The following is a 19,326-nucleotide window of genomic DNA, read 5'->3' as shown; positions in this document are numbered from 1 at the left end:
TACGGATGGCTTTTGAAGGTGCGGGATGCGTCCGGATGGGGCTCAGTTTGCCGGTCTCTCATCTCCGGTAAGAAGAGCGCCGGAGACCTCGCCGATCGTGCCGTTTGCATCGGTGAGGCCGCGTCGGGAGAAGCGGATTTTCCATGTACCCGGCGCTCCGTCGATTTCGAAGAGATTGTAGTGGGCGGGCGGTTTTGCGCTGCCATGGGCCTGTCCGGCAGCGGCAACACCCACAACGGGTACAGACAGCCCGTCCGGGCCATCGATGCGATGAACCGTGGGCTTGTGTGTATGACCGTGCAGCACAAGCTCTGCCCCATGTTTGCGGATCAGCTTCTGGAACCGCTTGATGCCGTAGAGCCGCTTGGCTGCGTGGGTCGCCCCGCGCACCGGAGGGTGGTGAATCATGATGACCCGAAAAAGCCCTGCTTCCCCGGTGGCATCCAGCATCTTGGCAAGTCGTTTGGCCTGCGCCCTGGAGAAATGTCCACTCGCGAGAAAGGGTGCCGTGGCGCGTGCCGAGGAGACGCCGATGATAGCGATCCTGTCGCGTACACGCACATAGGGGAAGCCGCCTTTTCCTTTTGGCGCTTTGCCATTATCTCCTGTCATGTAGGCCGCCCAAGCCTTGCAGCACCGCGCCAGCGCGCCGGGCACATAGGCGTCGTGATTGCCTGGTACGACAGAAACCTTGTCAGCCGGCCCAAGGCTCTCCAGCCAAAGCCGCGCCATTTCGATCTCCTTGTCGAGGGCGAGGTTGACGAGGTCGCCGGTAAGCGCGATGTGATCGGGCTCTGCGGCCAGCATGTCGTCGGTGATGCGGTCGATCAGCCCATGGTCGAGATTGAGCATGCGGTTGCGCCGCCAGTTGATGTAACCGGTGATGCGCTTGGAAGCGAGCTCGCGATAGCTTATGGCGGGGAGAGGCCCCAGATGAATGTCCGAAAAATGGGCAAGGCGAAACATGCTTCCGTGTGTAGAACAGGCAAAACGCCCTGACCACCCCGTAGGATGCAACATATGAACGATATGAACGCAACTCCTCCACAGCGTCCCTGGCCGCCGTTCAATGCCCGCCTTTTTCATTTCTGGTTGCGCTGGAGCCGTCCCATGACGCTGGGCATGCGCGGTGTCGTCTACGATCAGCAAAACCACGCGGTTTTTCTGGTGCGCCATACCTACGTCAAAGGCTGGCATTTCCCCGGTGGCGGTGTGGAGCCGGGTGAGAGCACTGAAGCCGCCCTATCGCGAGAGTTGGCCGAGGAAGGCAATATCGAGCTTCTCCAGCGACCGGTGCTGCAATCATTTCATTTCAATCGCATGGCCAGTAATCGCGATCATGTTGCGGTCTACCTGATCAAGCGTTTTCGCCAGACCCACCCGCATGTGCCCAACCGTGAGATTGCCGAGGCCCGTTTTTTCCCGCTCGACGCCTTGCCTGACGGGACGAGCGATGGCACCCGCCGCCGCATCGCTGAAATATTTGAGAATGCGCCCGTCTCGGACGAGTGGTAAGGGCCCAATGCTGCTTCGATCTTCGGTGAAACAGGAACGCCGCCGGGCCCGCCAGCCCCCTTCTCACCGAGAGCCGATAGAAGGGGGCTGGCGGCGCCACTCTTTTCTTTGATGCGAAAGAACTTCAGGCCGCACGCGCCAACCGTGCACGATTGTGTGGTGCAGTCAGGTCGAGCTCTGGTCCCAATGGCACAATCCCTGTGGGGTTGATCGTGCCGTGACTGCCATAGTAGTGCGCCTTAATGTGCAGCATGTCGACGGTCTCTGCGACGCCTGGCACCTGGTAAAGCTCGCGCAAATAGTTGGAAAGCTGCGGGTAGTCGGCGATGCGGCGCAGATTGCATTTGAAATGACCGACATAGACCGGATCGAACCGCACCAGTGTGGTGAAGAGCCGCCAGTCGGCTTCAGTCAGCCGGTCGCCGGCAAGGTAGCGCTGGCGTGAAAGGCGCTCTTCCACGGTATCAAGAGCGCCGAAGAGTGCGTTGAATGCCTCTTCATAGGCTTCCTGTGTGGTCGCAAAGCCTGCCTTGTACACACCATTGTTGATGTTGTCGTATACAAGTTCGTTGATGCTGTCGATCTCGCTGCGCAGCCCTTCCGGATAAAGATCCAGTGTCGCGTCACCCCACTCGTCAAATGCGTCGTTCAACATGCGGATAATTTCTGCGGACTCGTTCGAGACGATCGTCTCGGTCTTTTTGTCCCAGAGCACCGGAACGGTCACGCGGCCCGAATAGGCAGGATCAGCCTTGGTGTATATCTGGTGCAGGAAGTCGAATCCATGGAGGTCGTCGCCCGTGGCGCCGTCTTCTTTCAGAAATGTCCAGCCATTCCCGCCCATGAAGTGATGAACCACCGATACGGAAATCACATGCTCCAGTTTCTTGAGCTTGCGCAATATCAATGTGCGATGCGCCCAGGGGCAGGCTAGTGAAACGTAAAGATGATAGCGCCCGGGTTCGGCCTTGAAGCCGCGTTCGCGTCCTTCTGAGGGCGCGCCGTCCTTTGTCACGAAATCCCGGAACTGCGACTTGGACCGCTCGAAGCGGCCGCCGGTCTTTGACGTGTCATACCACTTGTCGTGCCAGACACCTTCTACGAGCAGACCCATTCAAAACTCCTTTGTTTCGCTGGATGTAGGGCATCGACCGAACAAACCCAACCGTCCCGAGCGTGAACGCTGCGTCAACAATTTCGGTTCTGCGGCAAAGTTGCGGTGGACGAGCCGGGAAAATGCTGGTAGCGGAAATTCCATTCAGCGAGGAAAATGTACGGCAATGATCCGGTTTCTGGTGGAGCGACGACGAAAGGACTGAAGGCCCCTGGCATGGGGCAGGCGCGCCTGTGGCCGTCTCCACCTTTCGTAGACCACCGGAATAATTGATCATGTCTTCTGCCGACATTCACTACCTGCCGGAAGATCCGGCCCACGACGCTGAAATCGAACATATCAACGAAGAAGCCTTTGGTCCGGGCCGTTTTACGCGGGCTGCCTACAAGATTCGCGAAGGCGGGCCGCATGACCGAGCACTGTCCTTCGTGGCCGTTCATCAGGGCTGTGTCATAGCGTCGGTCCGTATGACATGGGTCGCAGCAGGCGAAGGGCGGGCACTCCTGCTTGGTCCGCTTGCAGTGCGGCCTGCCTTCAAAAGCATAGGCATTGGCCGGAAGCTGGTGGCAATCGCGGTTGATGCCGCGCGCAACGCGGGAGCGGGCTCTGTCGTGCTCGTTGGCGATGCCCCTTATTATGGACCGCTCGGCTTTGAGAAAATCCCCCACGGCCAGCTTTCCATGCCCCGCCCCGTCGATGCCGAACGCCTGTTGGCTGTCGAATTAAAAAAAGGAGCGGTGGCGACGCTGAAGGGTGACGTTACCCACGCCGCGCTCGCAAGATAATCTCGACTTTCTGCAATAATTGTGAAATAAAGATCGCCTATTGATAGGTGATTTTTGATTATATTTGTTATTGTGGAAATTTGTACAGAGAAGAATAAATGCGTTATTTCATAATATTCTCACTCATCTCTATAACTTTGACTGGATGCCTGTCCCCTGAACCCTACGAGTTGGATCAACGCGGGCCGGGTGCACTGACCGGAACCGCCACTCCATCACCCTATGTGAAGGGTGGCTATCCGGGAAAAGAGCGCCTTTGCGAAACGCGGAACAGCGCCGGCGAGCCTGTGACCTACAATTGCTGAATCCGGGTTGGGTGCTGACTTGCGCTCAGCGCCCTTCACGATACCACATGGCCCCGAAGGCAAACAGCAGCAACGCGAGTGCCAGAAGCCCCGTGAAGACGGGCACCCGGCGCACGGCCTTCAGAATGCTGTCATCTGTGGTTCTGAATCCGATCCAGTCATTGCCCGAAGCGGTTCCGCTGCGACGCACCGGAACAATGTTGGGGAGGTCTCCATCAGCAATTCGTCGCACGGATCCGTCGGTCTCATCGGCAGCAGGCGCAAGTTTCTCTTCTGTAGAGACCATGTCGCCGAACTCTGGCGCATTGACCGGTCCGACATGAGCGAGCGTTGTCAGATCGCCATTGGCGATGCTGTAAATGCCTATCTCATCGGCTTCCAGGCTCGTGGAGAAACGGCCCGGCCCGGCGGGGCCGAGCTCGGCGGCTAAGGTGTTGCCGGAAGGCGTGGTGATTTCAACAGGCGGGGCGCTCTCTTCCATGGTCTGGCGTGTAATTTCGAGTCGCATGCCGCGCCCGGCTGCCGAGAGGCGCTCTTCTTCGAGTTCCGGTTCCTTCATCAGCCAGTGGGCAATTCGGCGATAGAGCGCCACATGAGGGCCGCCACCCTCGAATCCTCGCGCCCACAGCCACCCCTGATCCGACAGGAACATGCCGACGCGGCCCTCGCCCTTGCGGTTCAGAATGAGTAGTGGCTGTTCGTTGGCACCCTGCATCACCACCTGGCCGTCCGGTCGATCAATTCCGATCAGGCGGAACCAACGGCTCCATGCTGGCGGCTCGGATGCTGCTCCTTCAAGGCCGCGCGTCACGGGATGCCGTTCACCGGTCTCCGTCAACCGGGGGTAAAATCCCTGCTCGACCACATCGCCAGTCGGCAGGCCGGGAAGGGCAGCGATCAGCGGCGTTCGGGCGATGGACTGGTTGCCGGCGAACTCCGGGCCAGCGGCGATCAGCAGCGCGCCGCCGTTTTCCACGTACTCGGCAATGTAGTCGTAGTAGAGGATCGGCAGCACATCACGATGCTGATAACGGTCGAAGATGATCAGGTCGAAATCGTCGATCTTCTCGACGAAAAGTTCGCGCGTGGGAAAGGCAATCAGCGAGAGCTCGTTGATGGGTGTTCCATCCTGCTTCTCCGGCGGGCGCAGGATGGTGAAGTGAACAAGGTCCACTGAAGCGTCGGATTTCAAAAGGTTGCGCCAGGTGCGCTCGCCCGAATGCGGTTCGCCGGAAACGAGTAGAACGCGCAGGTTTTCGCGAATGCCGTCGACCAGCGCGACCGCGCGGTTGTTCACATCCGTCAGTTCGCCCTCGACCGGGTCGATCGCCAGTTCGATGATATTGCGGCCAGCATTCGGCACGTCGATTTCGAGCAGTGTCTCGCGGTCGATCATGGCCTCTTCGATGAAGAGCTCCTCACCATTTATGATCACGCGTACATCCACCGGCCCGCGCTGGTCGCCGGTGGCAATAACGCGATAGGTCATCTCCAGAGGTTTGCCGACAATGCCGAAACGCGGCGCGCGTTCGAAGCGGATGCGGCGGTCCATCTCGTCGGCCTCGCCGGTGATCAGGCCATGGATCGGCGCGCCGATTGCCGCTGCATTTTCGGGGATATCATGCACCTGGCCGTCGGTGATCAGCACTGCGCCGCCCACGCGGGAGGGCGGCACGTCGCGCAGGGCGCCGTCGAGTGCCTGGAAAAGATGCGTCTGTGCATTCTCGCTGGCCGAGGAGGTGCGACCGGTGCGCACGACGCGTGTTTCGAATTCCTTGAAACGGGCAAGCCGTGCTTCCAGTTCTGTGGCGGCTGCATCGGTCGTTTCGCTGCGGCCGTCGATCGTGGTCTGGCTCTGGCTTTCGTCGACCACAAGGGCGACCACGCTTTTGAGTGGCTCGCGCTCTTCATCGAGAAGCACGGGATTGGCCAGTGCCGCACCCAATGCGGCCAGGGCAGCCAGCCTGAGCCACGCTCCGCGCTGCCGTGTCCACAGCCCGAAGAGAGCCAGAAGCGCAACGGGAATGAGCAGGACTGCCAGAACAGGCCATGGGAAAAAGGGCTCGAAGTTGAGTGACCAATTCATGCTACTGCCCCAACCGTTCCAGAAGGACCGGCACATGAACCTGATCCGATTTGTAGTTGCCGGTGAGCATGTACATCATGATGTTAACGCCGGCGCGGTAGGCGTAAAGGCGCTGCAGCGGGTCGTTGGGCACGGTCGGCAATAGCGGCTCGCCGCTGGCGTCCAGCGCCCAGGCACCTGCAAGGTCGTTGCCGGTGATCATGATCGGCGTCACTCCGTCACCCACCCGAACGGGACGGTCGGAGCGGGTGGAGGAGTCGAGCGAAGCTTCCACCCAGAGCGGGCTGCCGCGATAGCGGCCCGGAAACTCCGGCAGTATGAAGAAGGACTTTGTCAGCACATGGTCTTCGGGCACCGGCTCCAGCGGTGGCACGTTGAGGCCGGAAAGGATATCGCGCAGACGCTGTGTGGCGGGTGTCACGGCATCCGAGCCGAACCCGCTTGAATACTGGTCGCGGGTGTCGAACAATACCGTTCCGCCAGACTGCATATAAGCGTCTATGCGGGCGATCGCCTCTTCGCCGGGCATCGGTGCGTCCGGGTCAATGGGCCAGTAGATCAACGGGTAGAAGGAAAGCTCATCAGTGGCGATGTCGACGCCTGCGGGTTCCCCGGGCTCCAGCGCAGTCTTGGCTGCAAGGAAGGTTGACAGCCCCTGAAGACCGGCGCGGCTCGTTGCATCGAGCGAGGAAAGCCCGGTGATCACATAGGCGATGCGCGTTTGTGAAATCGCTTCGACGGCGTCTGCCTCGCCTGCCCGCTCGTCCTGCGCCCGGACTGTCTCCGGTGTCATCATTGCAAGCGCCAGAGCCATCGCCAGTGCGGTGGTGGCGCCCTTGGCCAGTCGCGGTCTGCGGCGTAGCCGCCCCCCGAGCCAGAGAACAGCCAGCGTATCGAGTGCTAGCAGTGCAAGGGCGGCTGCAAAGAGCGGTCCCTTCAGCGGCTGCTGCTCGTCGAGGCCATAAGAGATCGTCGTCATCGGTGCAGGAGCCTCAGGCCGTTCAATCGGGGAGAGCTCGACATCGGGTGCGAGCAGATTGTGCGCCACAACACCTTCCTCGCTGCCATAGAGGCCGGGAGGATGTTTAAGCGTCACGGCGCTTGTGCCTGCCGCAAGAGGCTCGGCTTCGCCGGAGGGCGGCACGAGGCGCCCTTCCGCCGAAATCAGGCGATAGGGTGCGAGTGCGCGCCCGCCTTCGGCACCTGCAGTGTTGAACGCACCCTGATTGCGCGACATCTGGACGATCCGGCGCAACATTTCCACGAAACTGCCCGAGATCGGCAGGTTCGACCAGGTGGCTTCCGGCGTCACGTGAAAGAGCACGATCTGGCCTTCGCCGCGCGAGACGCCGGTCACCAGCGGCGTGCCGTCGGCCAGGTTGGCCCAGCTGCGTTCCACGATATCGGGTGAGGGTTCGGCCAGGACCTGACGGTTCACCGTCACGTCGCGCGGCGGTGCCAGGTCGGAAAAGGGGCCATTGCCCGGAAACTCCGCAACGGGCTGTGGCTCGGTCCAGGAGAGCGCGCCGCCGAGCGACCGTTCGCCCAGCCTGAGCCGAACGGGCAACAGATCCTCGTCATTGTCGGCTGCAGCGAGCCTGGGCCCGGCAAAGCGCACCAGCGTGCCACCACCGTTCACCCAGTCGATCAGGGCCTGTCTTGGGGCCGCCGGCAACGTTCCCACATCGGCCATAATAATGACCGCCGGGTTCTGTTCCAGCAGCTCCGGCAGCGCTTCCGTCAGCTCGGCGCTGGAAGGCTCCAGAAGGTCGGCAAATGGCGCGAGCGCGCGCTCGATATAGTAGAGCGGCGAAAGCAGCGGCTGCGCCTGATCCGCCTCGCTCTGTGAAATAAGGCCGATGCGCCGTCGTTTGCTGTTTTCATCCAGAACCCGCAGTCCGGCGGCCTGATTTTGCCCCTCGATCCCCACAGAGACGAAATCGTTCCGCAGTTCAAAGGGCAGGCGCATGGAACCAACAGCCCGGGTTTCGCCTGCGCCGAACGTGATTGTCGTTTCGGCGATGCGCCGGCCTCTCTCGTCATTCGCATAGGCAACAGCCTGACGCGGACCGGTATCGTTTTGCGCGCGCGTTGCCGTGATCTCGAAGGCCTGCGCCGTGTTTTGCGTATCCGTCGCCGCCAGCAGGTCAAGCCGTTCGGGCTGTGCCCACAAGATCTCAGTTGGGCTACTGGAGAAAAGCTCGCCGAAGGCGGCTTCATCTCCACTCATGGCCAGACCGTCAGTGAGAACAGCAACAGCGGCGCCCGGAAGATCCTCAAGCGCACCAGCCACCCGGCCATAGATGGACGGCCGGTTGCCCGGTACGGGTCGCGGCTGCGCGGCGTTCAACCGCTCCAGAGCCGTATCGGCATCAAACGGGCCGATTTCCTGGTTCTGTTCTTCCGCCGTCAGCGCCAGAACGACTGGCTGCTCATTGGCGCGTGCATCCTCGATCAGGCGTGTGGCTGTGGCCACACGTTCATCCCATTCAGGAGCCACAGCCCAACCATTGTCGAGCACGATGGCGAGTGCCGAGCCTCCGCCCGCCGCTTTGTCGCGGGGGTTCAGGACCGGGTCGGCCAAAGCGAGAATTACCAGCGCAGCCAGCATCAGCCTGAGCAATGTCAGCCACCACGGGCTCTTGTGCGGCGTTTCCTCGCGTTTCACCACCCGTGCCAAAATTTTCAGCGGCGGAAAGGTTTCCGTTTGCGGTCGTGGCGGTGTGAGCCGCAAAAGCCACCAGATTACCGGCAGGGCGATCAGGCCCCATAGCAGAAATGGTTGCGCGAAGGAGAGAGAAAGCCAGTTCACAAGCTTCCCTCCAAACCGAACCCGGCATCGGCACTCATGCCGTTGTGAACATTGACCAGCGCCTCAGCGGCAGGCCGGTCGGTGTGATGCACCGTGTAGCTCCAGCCGAGCCGTTTGCACCAGAAAGTCAGTTCCTCGCGCCGGGCGAGATACAGCCTGCGGTACTCGTCTGCCAGTGTTTCGGCGCGGCCTGCCGTCAGCTTTTCGCCCGTTTCAGGGTCGGCGAATTCGGTGCGGCCGCTGTAGGGGAAGCTCTCTTCGGCCGGATCGGCAATTTCAATCAGGTGGGCACGTGCGCCACGGCTCGCCAGTTGGTCGAGCCAGGCGATGGTTTCTTCCACCGGATCGAGAAAGTCGCTCACCAGAACCACGTCGGAGAAGCGACGGATCTGCAGAAGGTCGGGCCGGGCCGGCAGGTCGGGGGTATGCATGAGCTGGGCCGCCAGCCGTTCTGCACCATTGCGGGCGGAAAACGGGTCGGTGACGCCAGGCCATGCGATCCGCTCGCCGCTTCGCGACAAGAGTTCTGCAAGTGCAAAGGTCAGCACCAGCGCCCGCGCTTCCTTGGGCGTTGGCGCGAGCGAGGATTTGTAGAGCATGGAAGGCGATGGGTCGGCCCAGAGCCACACCGTGTGGGCCGCCTCCCATTCGCGGTCCCTCACATAAAGATGGTCGTCGCGCGCGGAGCGCCGCCAGTCGATGCGTGAAAACGCTTCGCCCTCCACATAGGGACGGAACTGCCAGAAATTCTCGCCTATTCCGCGTTTGCGTCGTCCGTGCCAGCCGGCGATCACATTGTTGGCGACGCGCTTTGCATCCACAAGCAGGTCAGGCATCAGCGCGGCCCGCGCACGCGCGCGAACCAGCGCATCGCTCGATGCGACCGGTGTGGAAACTTCGCCGATCTTCGCCATCAGGATCCTATCTGGAGCGCGGGGTCCATCAGTCGAGCGCCTTCACGAGGCGCCGGATCACGTCGCGCACGGTCATGCCTTCCGCCCGGGCCGCGAAGGTCAATGCCATCCGATGTTGAAGCACAGGTTCGGCCAGCGCCCGCACGTCGTCCACGGAGGGGGCGAGCCTGCCGTCATAGAGCGCCCGGGCACGGGCACAGAGTGTCAGTGCCTGGCTGGCGCGAGGGCCGGGGCCCCAGGCCACATGGCGGTCAGTGTCGGGGTTGCCGACGCCAGGTCTCGCCGTGCGCACCAGTTGGAGAATCGCATCGACCACGCTCTCGGGCACGGGCATACGGCGGATCAGCATCTGGATTTCCTTCAGCCGTTCCGGCGAAAGCGCGTTCTTTGCCTCAGCTTCATCCGTGCCCGTGGTTTCGAGAAGGATGCGCCGCTCGGCGTCGAGTTCGGGATAGAGAATGTCCACCTGCATCAGAAAGCGATCGAGCTGTGCTTCCGGCAAAGGATAGGTGCCTTCCTGCTCCAGCGGGTTTTGGGTTGCGAGCACATGGAAGGGTGAGGGAAGGTCGTGTCGGTGGCCGGCCACGGTCACGTGATATTCCTGCATCGACTGAAGGAGCGCGGATTGGGTGCGCGGGCTGGCGCGGTTGATTTCATCGGCCATCAGAAGCTGTGAAAAGATGGGACCGGGCAGAAAGCGGAAGGAGCGCTTGCCCTTCTCATCCTGCTCCATCACTTCCGAACCCAGAATGTCGGAGGGCATCAGGTCCGGTGTGAACTGGATGCGTCGTGCATCGAGACCGAGCACAACGCCGAGCGTCTCCACCAGCTTTGTCTTGGCCAGTCCGGGCACACCGACGAGCAGTGCATGGCCGCCGGCGAGGATTGCCACCAGCGTGCGCTCCACCACCGCTTCCTGCCCGAAGATTACCTGCCCGACGCCATCGCGCACCTTGGCGATATCCGCCAGCGCGCGCTCGGCTTCTGCGACCATTTCCTTGTCGCTCATGGGCTTTTTGCCGGGGAGTTCGTTTTTGGAAACAATGCTCATGCCGTCTTGATCCTCATTGAAAGCCCCGCGCGACTAGTGGGCAGCAGGAACGGATCACACCGGCACGTGTCTGGAGCGATTCGTGCCTTCACGTCCCTTTGGCAAATTTAAAACACTCAACAAGGCTGACAAGCGAAACAACAGTGACTATTTCGTGACCATGAACAAGAAAACGAGCAAGACCACATCAGGCCTCGCCGGAGCTTCTGACACTGCCAGTCTGGAAGCTATGATCGCTCGCGCCGCCCGTTCCGACAAGGGCGTGCCGCCGGTGGAGCGCTGGAACCCCGAGTTTTGCGGCGATCTCGATATGGAGATTCGCGCCGATGGTACCTGGTTCTACATGGGAACACCGATCGGACGCCCGGCGCTGGTTCAGCTTTTCTCTTCCGTTCTGCGCAAGGATGAGGATGGAAAAACCTATCTCGTAACTCCGGTGGAAAAGGTCGGCATTCGCGTTGAAGATGCTCCGTTTCTTGCAGTGGAGATGGTCGTGACGGGGGAGGGGGAAGCACAAGCGCTTACCTTCCGCACAAATGTCGGTGATGTGGTTGAAGCCGGTCCCGAGCACGAATTGCGCTTTGTGGATCAGCCGGAAACAGGCGGATTGAAGCCCTATCTGCATGTGCGCGGAAGGCTTGAAGCTCTTGTGGCGCGCTCTGTCATGTATGATCTGGTGGAGGCGGGCGAGGAGGTCGAGATCGGCGGGTGTCTTATGTTTGCGATCCGCTCGCGCGGCGCGGTGTTTCCCGTCATGCCCGCCGACGCGTTGCACAGGCTGTCGCAATGACCATGGCAAGCGCCTCCACGCCCCTTTACTCGGCCGAAGAGTTTCGCCGGCGCGCGGCACTCCAGCAGGGGCCCGCCGGGGGGGAAGATTACGGCGACCACACACTGAACCCGGATTTGCGTGAAATGATCGTGCGACCCGGTCTGCGCGATGCAGCGGTTCTTATTCCCGTGGTGGACCATGCGGATGGCGCGTCGGTCATTCTGACCCAGCGTACCCAGGCACTGCGCAATCACTCGGGCCAGATAGCGTTTCCCGGTGGGCGTATCGATCCGGAGGATGCCTCGCCGGAGGCCGCGGCATTGCGCGAGGCGGATGAGGAGATCGGCCTTCTTCCCGACGCGGTCGATGTGGTCGGGCGCATGCCCGACTATTCTACCGGAAGCGGATACCGCATCGCACCGGTTCTGGGCATCGTTCAACCGGGCTTCGATTTGCGCATCAACCCCGACGAGGTGGATGCAGCTTTCGAGGTGCCGCTGGCCTTCCTGATGGATCCCGCCAATCATCGGCGCGAAAGTCGTCTGTGGCAGGAAAAGGAAAGGTTCTACTATACCATGCCCTTCGGCGAGCGCTTCATATGGGGTGTTACTGCGGGGATCATTCGCACTCTTTACGAAAGACTTTATGCTTGATGGACAAGCGGTTGATTTCAGATTCGGAATGGCTGTCCGACAAAAAACTCCAGGCGCTTCTTGCTGCACTTTCTACGGAGGGAGATGAGGCGCGTGTCGTTGGCGGGGCAGTGCGCAACACGCTGCTTGGCCAGTCCGTGACCGATATCGACATTGCCACCACCACGGAGCCGGACGAGACGGTGCGCCGGGCGCGCGGCGCCGGTTTCCGTACCGCACCGACCGGCATCGAACATGGTACTGTCACGGTGATCGCTGAAGGCCGGGCCTACGAAGTCACCACGCTGCGCGCCGATGTGGAGACCGATGGCCGGCATGCGAACGTCACTTTCGGTCGCGACTGGCGCAGCGATGCCGAACGGCGTGACTTCACCATCAACGCGCTTTATGCCCGCGCGGATGGCGAGATCGTCGATCTGGTGGGCGGCTTGCGGGATCTCGAAAGCCAGACCCTGCGGTTCATCGGCGATGCCAATACGCGGATTGCCGAGGATTATCTGCGCATACTGCGGTTTTTCCGCTTCTTCGCCTGGTATGGGCGGGGGCGCCCCGATGCGGCGGGGCTCAAGGCCTGTGCACGCCATCGCGACGGGCTGGAGCGGTTGTCGGCCGAACGTGTCTGGGCGGAGTTGAAAAAACTTCTCTCGGCACCGGATCCCTCACGCGCCCTCCTGTGGATGCGCCAGACAGGCGTTTTGACGAAAGTTCTTCCGGAATCGGAAAAATGGGGCATCGATACGATAGCTCCGCTGATCGAGACAGAGCAGACACTGGGCTGGAAGCCCGAGCCATTGCTGAGGCTTGCCGCAATCATTCCGCCCGATGGTCCCCGCATTTCAGAACTGGGGAAGCGTTTGCGCCTGTCCAATGCGGAGAAAAAAGCACTTTCTGGCTGGGCGAGTGCACCGGTTGCGCCAGCTGATCTGAGCGAAAGCGGATTCAGAAAACTTGCATACCGAGCCGAGGGGGAAGGCTTTTTGTGGCGTCTGAAACTGGCTTTGGTGAGCGCACGCGCGCGAGCCTCGCAAGACGACATGGCCTTGACGGAAGCAGCGGGGTATACCCGCCTCATGAAGCTTGCCGAGGCATGGCAAAAGCCGGCTTTCCCGATCAATGGGACCGATCTGGCAAACCTTGGACTTGAAAAGGGAAAGTCAGTCGGGGACACCCTCGCGCGGCTGGAGGAGGACTGGGTCGACTCCGACTTTTCATTGAAACGCGACGCGCTGCTCGAGCGCGCCGCCTCAATCATCTCTTCCGCCGGATGATCTCTCCGGCTTGCATGGGTGGTCAGGCCGCGTTGCGCGCCTCGCCGATGCGTGAGCGAATGGCTTCCACCATGCTTTCGCGGATCACGGTTTCGCCGTGAGCTTCGCGCATGTGCTCGGCTGCACGGCGAATGACTTCCGCCTCTTCTTCATGGCGCGTATGCCAGTCGCAGCCTGGAACGAGCGAGCCGCAATGAAATTCCTTCATGAGACGATCCTCCTGTTCTCAGTTTATGCGTGCCATGAACTATAACACGGAATGCGGCAAGAGGTTGCCGATGGAAAAAACCGTGATCGGACCGGCAGATTTTACCGTAAACGCAACGGTTACTCCGCCAGCATCTGCGTAATCTCGCTTCGTAGCCAGGTCTTGAAACCGCGCACCTTTGTAGGCTCCGGCCGGTTTTGCGAAGTGATCAGCCAATAGCTGAAGCGTGTCTTCGCGCGCTCGCGGAAGGGGGCGACGAGTTGACCGCCGCGCAGGGCATCATGGGCAAGCGTGTGCCATGCGAGCATCACGCCCTGTCCGGCAATAGCCGCATCAAGGCAGAGTGCTGCGTCGGTAAACGTATCGCCTTCAGCCAGATCCCGTTCGTCGAGGCCCAGCGGTTTCAGCCACACATCCCATTCGATGTTGGAGTTGGCATCGCGGATTATGGGGGCGGTCAGGACGTCTTCCGGTGTTTTAAGGTGCTCGGCGATCGCAGGGGCACAGACAGGAAACACTTCCTGCGGAAGAAGATATTCTGCGCGCACATCCGGCCAGTTCCCCTCGCCGACACGGATCGCAAGGTCTATGTCAGTACTGTCGAGATGCACCAGACCGATGGAGGCTTCAAGCCGGAGCTTGGTTTCCGGGTGTGCTCTTGCATAGCGTGCAAGCCGCGGCACCAGCCATTTGGCGGCAAAGACCGGAGCGACCGAAATCGTCAACACCGAGTCCGTGTCATGCCGCGTCAACGCCACCGCCGAATCCAGTGCCTGAAATCCTATGCCCAGGCGCTCAATGAACTGCCGTCCGAGCGCAGTCGGGCGTATGCCGCGTCCTGTCCGCTCGAAAATCGCTGCCCCGAGCTGTGCTTCGGTCTTGAGCACCTGCTGGCTGACGGCGCCGACGGACACGCCCAGCTCTTCTGCGGCAGCACTCAATGAGCCGCCGCGGCCGACCGCTTCCACGGCGCGGAGTCCGTTCAGGTGAACTCTTGGCAGATGTTTCATGCAGTTTTTCTAAAGCATCCGATAGGCAATCTCCATTGAAAATCAGTGCATCCGCATGGATCTTGGCTGTTGAAAACGCCATTCCTCGAGAAAGGGAATGCAATGATACAGTTTTTCTGGATAAAAGTTCAGGCTTTCAGAGCCCGTTACCGGCTGGCTCGCAAAGCACTGGCGGAAGCCGAATGGCAGCACGACCCGTTGGCTCATCCGGTTTTGCGTCGGATGTCGATGGAGGAGCTGGCGGACCTGCCGATGAACAGGATCGGTAGCGCAGGAAAGGCCGGGTTCGCCCGGTCCTCCACGCCTGCGACTGCATGTGTCGACGAGGCTATTCGGCGGCCATCCGCTCGCCCAGAAAGCCCCCTGACTGGCGTTTCCAGAGTTGGGCGTAAAGCCCGTTCAGTTCCACCAGCGTCTCATGGGAGCCTTCCTCCACGATACGTCCCTGATCAAGCACGATGATCCGGTCGAGCGCGGCGATGGTTGAAAGTCGGTGTGCCACCGCGATCACCGTCTTGTGCTCCATCAGCCGCTCGAGATTTTCCTGGATCACGGCTTCGATCTCGGAATCGAGCGCCGAAGTCGCTTCGTCAAGGATGAGGATAGGCGCGTTCTTCAGCATCATGCGGGCAATCGCGATGCGCTGGCGCTGACCGCCGGAGAGCTTGACGCCGCGCTCGCCCACCACTGCGTCATAGCCGGTGCGACCTTTCGGGTCCGAAACATTGAGAATGAACTCGTGGGCCGAAGCACGCTTCGCCGCGGCAATGATATCCTCTTCGCTGGCTTTGCCCCGGCCATAGGCGATGTTTTCGCGGATCGAGCGGTGCATCAGCATCGGCTCCTGGCTCACCACGCCGAACTGGTTGCGCAGCGATGCCTGCGTGACCTCGGTGATGTCCTGCCCGTCGAGCAGGATCTTTCCATGTTCAGCCTCGAAGAGCCGGAGCATCAGGTTCACGATGGTGGTCTTGCCGGCGCCCGAAGGCCCGACCAACGCGACCCGCTCACCCGGCTTGATATGCAGGTCGAGCCCTTCGATGATGCCGCTTTCCTTGCCATAGTTGAACGTGACGTTGTCGAAACGGATGTCCCCCTTCGCACGCTCCATCTCTCTGGCATTGTCAGCATCGCGGATTGCCGGCTCTACCGAAACCACCGTGGTGGAATCCTGGACGGTCGCATAGTTGCGGATCAACCCGTTGATGTTGAACATCATCCAGCCCGACATCTGGTTGAGCCGGAAAACAAGGCCCATCGCTGCAGCGATCTCACCGGTGGTGATGGCGCTGTCCATCCAGCGGGAGATGGCAAGAACGAAGATCGCCGCCATCATGAAGCCGTTGACGATGGCCACGGTCACGCGCACACGAGTGATGGCGCGCGTCAGTTTTTGCACCGCATTCAGGAAATGCGCCATGCCCTCGCGCACATAGGAGTGTTCGCGCTGGCCACTATCGAACAGTTTCACCGCGAGGATGTTTGTAAACGCGTCCACCATGCGCCCGTTCAGGATGGAGCGCTGGTCTGCGGTGCGGCGGCCAGCCCGCCGGAGCGGGGGCAGCAGGTAGCGGGCAACCGCCATATAGGCCACGAGCCAAAGCAGGACCACCAGCCCCATGAACGGGTCGAGCACGGTCAGAATGGAAGCGGCCAGCACCACGAAGGTGAGGAAGCTCCACATGGTCTGCAGAACATCGATGATGAAATCGCCGGTGGCCTCGCCACCCTGCAGGATCTTGGTCGCGATGCGGCCGGCGAAGTCGTTTTGATAGAACTCATAGGGCTGTTCGATGACCCGGCGGAACGCCTGCCAGCGGACACGCTGGTAAAAGGCGGGCGCTATCACCTGTTCCTCTAGGATCGTGTTGCCGATGATCACCACCGCGCGGATCACAAGGAGCAGGGCAAGAAAGGCCGCGAGTTTACCCCAGTGGTCGGCGATCAGTGTCTGCGGCGAAGCCGAATCCAGAAGATCGATCAGCCAGCCCAGCGCCCAGTAGAGCCCGGCATCGACGGCGCCCATCAGTCCGCCGGCGATCAGAAGCAGGATAAACGGCCATTTGGCCTGGCTCGCAAAAAACAGGATGAACTCATGCGCCTTCACCGGCAGCACGGAGCGCCCGGTGTCGCCGAAGGGGTCGATGACCCCTTCGACACTACGCCAGAGGCTTTCCGATCTGGGCGGTTCTCTGCTTTTCTCGTCTTCGTTCATTCCGCAGCCTCACTCACTTCCAGATCGAGGAACCCGCCGGACTGACGTTGCCACAGGCTCGCATAGAGCCCGCCCGCAGCCACCAGTTCGTCATGTGTCCCTTCCTCGACAATGCGGCCCTTGTCCATGACAACAAGGCGGTCCATCGCGGCGATGGTTGAAAGCCGGTGCGCAATGGCGATCACCGTTTTTCCCTCCATAAGTCGATAGAGGTTTTCCTGGATCGCCGCCTCGACTTCCGAATCGAGCGCCGATGTCGCCTCGTCGAGAATGAGGATCGGTGCATCCTTCAGCATGACGCGGGCGATGGCAATGCGCTGGCGTTGGCCACCGGACAGTTTTACGCCCCGCTCACCCACATGCGCGTCGAAGCCCCTGCGGCCTTTCGGGTCGCTCAGCCCGTCGATGAAGCCCATCGCTTCGGCACGGCGAGCCGCCTCCAGCATCATCTCTTCAGTGGCGTCGGGTCGACCGTAGAGTATGTTGTCGCGCACGGAGCGGTGCAGCAGGGATGTGTCCTGCGTCACCATACCGATCTCGGCTCTCAGTGTATCCTGTGTAACCGTGGCAATGTCCTGCCCGTCGATCAGTATGCGGCCTCGTTCCAGGTCATAAAACCGCAACAGCAGGTTGACGAGTGTAGACTTGCCAGCACCCGAACGGCCGACCAGACCGACCTTCTCGCCTGGCTTTACCGTCAGGGAGAGATCTTCGATCACGCCGCCCTTCTTGCCATAATGAAAGCCGATCCGATCGAACTCGATCCGGCCTTTCGGTACGGAAAGAGCTTTCGCGTCGGGCTTGTCGTCCACCAATCGGGGCAGCGAAATTGAGCCGATGCCATCCTGCACGGTGCCTACATTCTCGAACAGACCCGTCAGCTCCCACATGATCCATTGCGACATGTTCCAGAGTCTCAGAACCAGACCGATGGCCACCGCCACCGCGCCGACCGTTATTTCCCCGCCGACCCATAGTGTGATCGACAGATAGCCCACCGCGACAAGGCAGGCCGAGTTCAGGAAGTAGAGAAGGCCATAGAGACCCGTGACGTAGCGGAACTGGGAATAGACGGTCTGCAGGAACCCGTTCATCCCTTCACGCGCAAAGCCGGCCTCGCGCTGCGCATGCGAGAAAAGCTTCACCGTCTGGATGTTCGTGTAGCTGTCCACCACACGCCCTGTCATGATGGAGCGTGCATCGGCTTGCTTTTCGGCGACCTTGCCAAGGCGCGGAATGAAGTAAGCCATCAGGGCAATATAGCCGGCGAGCCAGAACAGGATCGGGAGCGACAGTCGCCAGTCGGCAGAGGCTGTCAGGAACAGAATGCCGACGAAATAGATCACGACATAATTGAACACGTCGAAGGTCTTCACCACGCATTCGCGCACCGCAAGCGCGGTCTGCATGAGCTTGGTTGCGATCCGACCGGCGAATTCGTCCTGATAGAAGCTCATCGACTGCTTGAGCAGATAGCGATGCACCTGCCAGCGGATTCTCATGGGGTAGTTGCCCATCAGAATCTGATGGTTGTTGAGGCCAGCAAGCAGGATCAGCCCGGGCAGGATAAAAAGGATGAAGCCTGCCATGCCGAGGAGACGTACCCCTTCCTCGTCGAGGAATGTGGCCGGCTCTCGGTCCGACAGCCAGTCGACGATGTCTCCCAGAAAGGCGAACATCCAGACCTCCGCCAGGGCGATGGCTGCCACAAGAAATGTTCCCAGCAGGACATAGGGCCATGCCCCCTTCGTGAAATGCAGACAGAAGGCGAAGAAGGTGCGGGGTGGCTCCTGCGGTTCTTCGTCTGGAAAAGGCTCAAGCCTTTGTTCGAACCATTGAAACATCGTCTCAGGCGTCTTTCATTCTGGATCCCGCAAACGTGATGTGTTGAATCACGTTTGCGGGGTAGTTGTCTGTGTTCAAAAAGCTTTTCCGCGGGCGGCGGCTGGCGGAAAAGCGATGACTGCCGGTTGCTCGGCTATCTGTGGCCCTTGCGCGGCACGGATGCCGCAGGGCCGTTCGTTCGCGTCTTGCCCGACCCGGTCAAGGGACCCGCACTTAGCGGAGGGGGGTGCCCGATACTGCCCTTTTCAAGGGCCTTATTATGCGGCGGAACCGCGGGCTTGCCGAGAGCGGCCTTGAACGCTCCTGAAAGAGAGGTGACAGGAGCGGTGTCGTTTCCGCGCTTGAGTGCGGAGACGGCCGGATCGGTTTTCGCGATATTGTTCGTGCGGGGCGCGATGCCCCCTTTTTGAAAGCGTGCAGTCATGATGCAAATCCATTGTGTCAACCGGAAGAAACGGTCGGCGGATTCGCTCGCTTGCTGCTTTACCTGTTCTGAAAAAGCTGAAGAACGAAACCCGCCGTCAGGCCTGGTGCGGCGCCGTATTCCACGGGCGCAGGCCGGCGAAGGAGGTACGCATCGTAATGTCCATTGCCGCCTCCAGCGGTTTTCGTTGACAGGACGCACCTTATAGCCACCATGGCCGGGTTTGACCAGACTATTTTCAGACGCTGCACCTATCAGGGGTTGCGGAACAAAATGGCGAATTTGGCCCGTCCCGCCGGGTGGCGGGACGGACGCTGATGGATGCCGCGCCGACAAATGTCCCATCACT

At 60.7% G+C, this 19,326-nt stretch carries 15 protein-coding genes; 5 read left to right on the top strand and 10 right to left on the bottom strand.

What is annotated here, in order from left to right:
* Nucleotides 1-42: 42 nt before the first annotated feature.
* Nucleotides 43-966, bottom strand: a complete 924-nt coding sequence (locus tag HF949_RS15795; RefSeq protein WP_292896849.1) for a metallophosphoesterase family protein — start codon at nucleotides 964-966, stop codon at nucleotides 43-45.
* 63 nt (nucleotides 967-1,029) lie between these two features.
* On the opposite strand from HF949_RS15795, the gene HF949_RS15790 reads away from it, so the two are divergent.
* Nucleotides 1,030-1,515, top strand: a complete 486-nt coding sequence (locus tag HF949_RS15790; RefSeq protein ID WP_292900253.1) for an NUDIX domain-containing protein — start codon at nucleotides 1,030-1,032, stop codon at nucleotides 1,513-1,515.
* A gap of 124 nt (nucleotides 1,516-1,639) precedes the next feature.
* Here HF949_RS15790 and HF949_RS15785 read toward each other — a convergent pair whose 3' ends face one another.
* Nucleotides 1,640-2,629, bottom strand: a complete 990-nt coding sequence (locus HF949_RS15785; protein WP_292896847.1) for a glutathione S-transferase family protein — start codon at nucleotides 2,627-2,629, stop codon at nucleotides 1,640-1,642.
* Between the two features lie 275 nt (nucleotides 2,630-2,904).
* On the opposite strand from HF949_RS15785, the gene HF949_RS15780 reads away from it, so the two are divergent.
* Nucleotides 2,905-3,414, top strand: coding sequence for a GNAT family N-acetyltransferase (locus HF949_RS15780; protein ID WP_292896845.1), 510 nt, complete (start codon nucleotides 2,905-2,907; stop codon nucleotides 3,412-3,414).
* Nucleotides 3,415-3,744: 330 nt separating this feature from the next.
* Here the strand turns inward: HF949_RS15780 and HF949_RS15775 are convergent, their stop codons facing one another.
* From HF949_RS15775 to HF949_RS15760, 4 genes are read right to left on the bottom strand one after another with little or no spacing between them, the layout of a single operon-like run.
* A complete protein-coding gene (locus HF949_RS15775; protein WP_292896843.1) occupies nucleotides 3,745-5,805 on the bottom strand; it encodes a hypothetical protein in 2,061 nt (686 codons plus the stop codon).
* A gap of 1 nt (nucleotide 5,806) precedes the next feature.
* Nucleotides 5,807-8,617, bottom strand: a complete 2,811-nt coding sequence (locus tag HF949_RS15770) for a DUF4159 domain-containing protein (protein ID WP_292896841.1) — start codon at nucleotides 8,615-8,617, stop codon at nucleotides 5,807-5,809.
* Nucleotides 8,614-9,531 carry a DUF58 domain-containing protein gene (locus HF949_RS15765; RefSeq protein WP_292896839.1) on the bottom strand — a complete coding sequence of 306 codons (918 nt, stop codon included), beginning with the start codon at nucleotides 9,529-9,531 and terminating at the stop codon, nucleotides 8,614-8,616. The genes HF949_RS15770 and HF949_RS15765 overlap by 4 nt, the downstream gene beginning before the upstream one ends.
* Nucleotides 9,532-9,559: 28 nt before the next feature.
* The gene (locus tag HF949_RS15760; protein WP_292896837.1) at nucleotides 9,560-10,582 is read right to left on the bottom strand and encodes an AAA family ATPase; all 1,023 of its coding nucleotides are present in this window, start codon (nucleotides 10,580-10,582) and stop codon (nucleotides 9,560-9,562) included.
* A gap of 160 nt (nucleotides 10,583-10,742) precedes the next feature.
* On the opposite strand from HF949_RS15760, the gene HF949_RS15755 reads away from it, so the two are divergent.
* The 3 genes from HF949_RS15755 to HF949_RS15745 are packed head-to-tail and all read left to right on the top strand — an operon-like array spanning nucleotide 10,743 to nucleotide 13,275.
* Nucleotides 10,743-11,372 (top strand): DUF1285 domain-containing protein, encoded by a 630-nt coding sequence (locus tag HF949_RS15755; protein ID WP_292900251.1) that lies wholly within the window; start codon nucleotides 10,743-10,745, stop codon nucleotides 11,370-11,372.
* 2 nt (nucleotides 11,373-11,374) lie between these two features.
* The gene (locus HF949_RS15750; protein ID WP_441338412.1) at nucleotides 11,375-12,007 is read left to right on the top strand and encodes a CoA pyrophosphatase; all 633 of its coding nucleotides are present in this window, start codon (nucleotides 11,375-11,377) and stop codon (nucleotides 12,005-12,007) included.
* Entirely contained in the window at nucleotides 12,007-13,275 is a 1,269-nt protein-coding gene (locus tag HF949_RS15745; RefSeq protein ID WP_292896833.1) for a CCA tRNA nucleotidyltransferase, read from the top strand. Before HF949_RS15750 ends, HF949_RS15745 begins: the two co-directional genes overlap by 1 nt.
* Before the next feature lie 22 nt (nucleotides 13,276-13,297).
* On the opposite strand, the gene HF949_RS15740 is transcribed toward HF949_RS15745, so the two are convergent.
* From HF949_RS15740 to HF949_RS15725, 4 genes are all read right to left on the bottom strand, one after another.
* Nucleotides 13,298-13,483 carry a DUF1059 domain-containing protein gene (locus tag HF949_RS15740; protein WP_223021259.1) on the bottom strand — a complete coding sequence of 62 codons (186 nt, stop codon included), beginning with the start codon at nucleotides 13,481-13,483 and terminating at the stop codon, nucleotides 13,298-13,300.
* A gap of 119 nt (nucleotides 13,484-13,602) precedes the next feature.
* The gene (locus HF949_RS15735) at nucleotides 13,603-14,493 is read right to left on the bottom strand and encodes a LysR substrate-binding domain-containing protein (RefSeq protein ID WP_292896831.1); all 891 of its coding nucleotides are present in this window, start codon (nucleotides 14,491-14,493) and stop codon (nucleotides 13,603-13,605) included.
* A 328-nt stretch (nucleotides 14,494-14,821) separates the two neighbouring features.
* Entirely contained in the window at nucleotides 14,822-16,708 is a 1,887-nt protein-coding gene (locus tag HF949_RS15730; RefSeq protein WP_292896829.1) for an ABC transporter ATP-binding protein, read from the bottom strand.
* Nucleotides 16,705-18,552 carry an ABC transporter ATP-binding protein gene (locus HF949_RS15725; protein ID WP_292896827.1) on the bottom strand — a complete coding sequence of 616 codons (1,848 nt, stop codon included), beginning with the start codon at nucleotides 18,550-18,552 and terminating at the stop codon, nucleotides 16,705-16,707. The genes HF949_RS15730 and HF949_RS15725 overlap by 4 nt, the downstream gene beginning before the upstream one ends.
* Between the last annotated feature and the right edge of the window lie 774 nt (nucleotides 18,553-19,326).

This window comes from Nitratireductor sp. (genome assembly GCF_017794765.1).
Classification (GTDB): Bacteria; Pseudomonadota; Alphaproteobacteria; order Rhizobiales; family Rhizobiaceae; genus Nitratireductor.
The sequence above is the reverse complement of the archived record's forward strand: the minus strand, read 5'-3'. Positions and strand labels throughout refer to the sequence as shown.

Bases quoted from the DNA above. Each gene is read 5' to 3' on its own strand.
- HF949_RS15795 (WP_292896849.1), bottom strand. From the start codon at position 966: ATGTTTCGCCTTGCCCATTTTTCGGACATTCATCTGGGGCCTCTCCCC.
- HF949_RS15790 (WP_292900253.1), top strand. From the start codon at position 1,030: ATGAACGCAACTCCTCCACAGCGTCCCTGGCCGCCGTTCAATGCCCGC.
- HF949_RS15785 (WP_292896847.1), bottom strand. From the start codon at position 2,629: ATGGGTCTGCTCGTAGAAGGTGTCTGGCACGACAAGTGGTATGACACG.
- HF949_RS15755 (WP_292900251.1), top strand. From the start codon at position 10,743: ATGAACAAGAAAACGAGCAAGACCACATCAGGCCTCGCCGGAGCTTCT.
- HF949_RS15725 (WP_292896827.1), bottom strand. From the start codon at position 18,552: ATGTTTCAATGGTTCGAACAAAGGCTTGAGCCTTTTCCAGACGAAGAA.
- HF949_RS15775 (WP_292896843.1), bottom strand. From the start codon at position 5,805: ATGAATTGGTCACTCAACTTCGAGCCCTTTTTCCCATGGCCTGTTCTG.
- HF949_RS15740 (WP_223021259.1), bottom strand. From the start codon at position 13,483: ATGAAGGAATTTCATTGCGGCTCGCTCGTTCCAGGCTGCGACTGGCAT.
- HF949_RS15730 (WP_292896829.1), bottom strand. From the start codon at position 16,708: ATGAACGAAGACGAGAAAAGCAGAGAACCGCCCAGATCGGAAAGCCTC.
- HF949_RS15735 (WP_292896831.1), bottom strand. From the start codon at position 14,493: ATGAAACATCTGCCAAGAGTTCACCTGAACGGACTCCGCGCCGTGGAA.
- HF949_RS15765 (WP_292896839.1), bottom strand. From the start codon at position 9,531: ATGGCGAAGATCGGCGAAGTTTCCACACCGGTCGCATCGAGCGATGCG.
- HF949_RS15750 (WP_441338412.1), top strand. From the start codon at position 11,375: ATGGCAAGCGCCTCCACGCCCCTTTACTCGGCCGAAGAGTTTCGCCGG.
- HF949_RS15745 (WP_292896833.1), top strand. From the start codon at position 12,007: ATGGACAAGCGGTTGATTTCAGATTCGGAATGGCTGTCCGACAAAAAA.
- HF949_RS15760 (WP_292896837.1), bottom strand. From the start codon at position 10,582: ATGAGCATTGTTTCCAAAAACGAACTCCCCGGCAAAAAGCCCATGAGC.
- HF949_RS15780 (WP_292896845.1), top strand. From the start codon at position 2,905: ATGTCTTCTGCCGACATTCACTACCTGCCGGAAGATCCGGCCCACGAC.